Source organism: Caballeronia sp. LZ024, from assembly GCF_031451455.1.
Lineage (GTDB): Bacteria > Pseudomonadota > Gammaproteobacteria > Burkholderiales > Burkholderiaceae > Caballeronia > Caballeronia telluris.
Window position 1 is genome coordinate 1 of sequence record NZ_JARUXL010000023.1, and the last position, 2,658, is coordinate 2,658.

3 protein-coding genes are annotated in these 2,658 nt (G+C 61.1%); all 3 read right to left on the minus strand.

What is annotated here, in order from left to right; translation table 11 throughout:
- Window positions 1-91 precede the first annotated feature (91 nt).
- Window positions 92-1,669: an IS66 family transposase gene (gene tnpC, locus QCE48_RS31460; protein ID WP_309787807.1), complete on the minus strand. Its 1,578-nt coding sequence runs from the start codon at window positions 1,667-1,669 to the stop codon at window positions 92-94.
- Between the two features lie 86 nt (window positions 1,670-1,755).
- Window positions 1,756-2,109: an IS66 family insertion sequence element accessory protein TnpB gene (gene tnpB / locus QCE48_RS31465; RefSeq protein WP_309787806.1), complete on the minus strand. Its 354-nt coding sequence runs from the start codon at window positions 2,107-2,109 to the stop codon at window positions 1,756-1,758.
- Entirely contained in the window at window positions 2,109-2,573 is a 465-nt protein-coding gene (gene tnpA / locus QCE48_RS31470; protein ID WP_309787805.1) for an IS66-like element accessory protein TnpA, read from the minus strand. The genes tnpB and tnpA overlap by 1 nt, the downstream gene beginning before the upstream one ends.
- Window positions 2,574-2,658: the final 85 nt, after the last annotated feature.

Here is a 2,658-nt window from a genome sequence, read left to right on the forward strand (position 1 = left end):
GTAAGCGCTCGATCTCCCACACACGGGGCCAAGATGGCCGCGTAGCAACGGTCGCGTCAATACGGCGGTTGGATCAAGCGTTGTTACGCGGTCAAGTCGTAGGCTTTGAGAAGTTAAACGGCAGCAGGTCGCTAACATCAGCGTCTAATGCTCGTTGCGGCAATTCGCTAAGTACCCGTACAAGGTATGCATAAGGTTCGACGTTGCACGCTCGGCACGTGAGCATCAAGCTGTAGATCATGGCGCTGGCCTTCGCACCGGCAACCGTGTCACTGAACATCCACGAGGATCTGCCCGTGCAGAATGGCCGGATGTCACGCTCGATCACGTTGTTATCGATTGGGGCGCGCCCATCGTTCACGTAGCGGCTCAGGTACGTCCACTGATTGCGTGTATAGGAGATCGCCTTGCCCAGCAGGCTCTCAGGAAGGATCTGCGGTGCCAGTTCGTCAAGCCATTTCCTGAAGGATTCGAGCAGCGGCACGCTGTGTAGCTGGCGCAGCCGGAAGGTGTAATCGACGCGCGTCTCGCTTTCGGGCAGATCCCCCTTTGCGAGTGTTTCGACCTGGTAGAGCGCCTTGAAGTATTCCAGTGCATGTGCGGCCCGCCCGCCTGGTTTCTTCATGCCCTTGAGGGCATCCACGAAGGCACGCCGGGCGTGGGCCAGGCAACCAAAGTGCATCGGACCTTCGAGCGTGCGCCAGGCGGCGTATCCATCGGTCATCAGCAGGCCCTTGTAGCCCGCGAGGAACGCTTGGGGATATTGCTGAGCACGTCCCGGCTGGTAGTCGAACAGCACGACGGGTTCGCAGCAGTCTTCAGCGCTACGGTACACCCACATATACGAGGTGCTCTGAGCGGCTTTGCCCGGCTCCTTGAGCACCTGTACCGTGGTCTCGTCGCCGTGAATCAGCTGTTGCGACAGCAGTGTCTTGCGCAGCGCCTCGTACAGACGGCTGTAATGCAACTCAGCAGGCCGGATGATCCAGTTCGCCAGCGTAGCGCGTCCGACTTCGATGTCCGCGCGCGCCAGCGCATGGGCCATCCGGTATAGCGGTGTTCCGTCAACGTATTTGCCCGCGGTGACCGTGGCGATCATCGCCGCACTGGCATTGCTGCCCGGCAACGGCTGGGCCGGCATCGGTGCGGTGATGACCGGCGTGCGCTCGGCGTGGCGCTCGCAGTGGCGGCATGCGTACTTGAAGCGCACGTGCTGAAGCACCGACGCCTTTACTTCGATGTGCAACTGTTCGCTGAGCTCTTCACCCATGCGGTGCAGCGCGTGCGCGCAGCACGGGCATACCTTCGCGCTCTCGGGCAGATCGTATTCGATGCGTTGGCGTGGCAGGTGCGCCGGTAAAGGCTTACGTCCCGGTTTGCTTCTCGTGGGTGCCGGCGGATCCGGCAGGCCCGTGTCGGGGAGCACAAACGCGTCGTCAGTGGCGCCGGCGTCCATGTCGTCGGGTTCGGAGCCGACGACCTGTTCGGCCTCGTCGAAGACGCGATCCTTGAGCTTCTCGCTGCTTGGGGCGAATCGCTTGCTTTGCGCGAGGCGGAACTGCTCTTCGAGCTGCGTGATCCGTTCGCCCAGCTGCCGATTGCGTGTCTCGAGTTCACGGATATAGGCCTGGGCGGCTGGCGGCAATCGGGAGAAGTCGTCCTCGTTCATGCCTCCACGATAACGAAGTGTCGCGCGCGATGGGTTTACGGAAATTTGTAACAGGCCGGCTGACGCTGACAGGTGACGCGCAATGCTCAACTGGCGTGATGATACGACCGTACCGGGTGGCGGCGCACAGCATCAATGTCGATGCCCTCCAGGAGCCAGTGCAACTGCTCGCTCGTCAGCTTGACTACGGTTTGCTGCCGGCTTGGCCATACGAAGTGGTCTTCTTCGAGGCGCCTCAACATCATCCAGAAACCGTTGCGATCGTAGAACAGCAGTTTGACCCGGTCGCGTTTGCGGTTGTGGAAGGCGAACACGGCGCGTGCAAACGGATCGAGCTGCATGGACTGCTCGACGAGCGTCACGAGGCTATTGATGCCGGCCCTGAAGTCGATCGGTTCGCGATGCAGGAAGACCGCCAGGTCGGCTTCGAACCGAAACATCAGCGCGCTCCCAATGCGACGACCATCGCATTAACGATTGCCACGTCCTCTGCTGAACATTCGAGCTCAAGCTTCACGCCATTGGGCAGATGGGCAGACAGCCGTGCCAGTCGTGTTGAGCGTGGCGAAACGCGGGATGATTCTGCTCTGGTGGCGTGGTGCGACGCGGGCGCGGACGCCATGACCGCTGTCGGCTCGTCGATCGCTACGACCGGAACAAACGCTGACGGTGCGACCGGCTCGTTGTGCCCGATCGGGGGCCGGGCGCGATTACTCGCCTGAACCCATTTATGCAACTGGTTGGCATTAACGCCTGCCTTCAGGGCGAGGCCCGATAGCGAAGCGCCTGGCCGCAGACAGGCTTCGACGAGTCGTCGTTTGTCCGTTGGATCGAAGCTTCGCTTGCCGCCGACACCAACACGCGTCACGCGTAGGGGCAAAAAGCTGAGGTCATCTTCTGTCATGGATTGCGTCCGCAAAGTGAGGTTGCGGACGCAATCGTGAGCCTTCTTAACAACGCAAGCTAGGTGTGCGAAATCGCGCGCTTAC

Excerpts from the sequence above, each read along its gene's own strand:
- tnpA (WP_309787805.1), bottom strand. The coding sequence starts at position 2,573 with ATGACAGAAGATGACCTCAGCTTTTTGCCCCTACGCGTGACGCGTGTT.
- tnpC (WP_309787807.1), bottom strand. The coding sequence starts at position 1,669 with ATGAACGAGGACGACTTCTCCCGATTGCCGCCAGCCGCCCAGGCCTAT.
- tnpB (WP_309787806.1), bottom strand. The coding sequence starts at position 2,109 with ATGTTTCGGTTCGAAGCCGACCTGGCGGTCTTCCTGCATCGCGAACCG.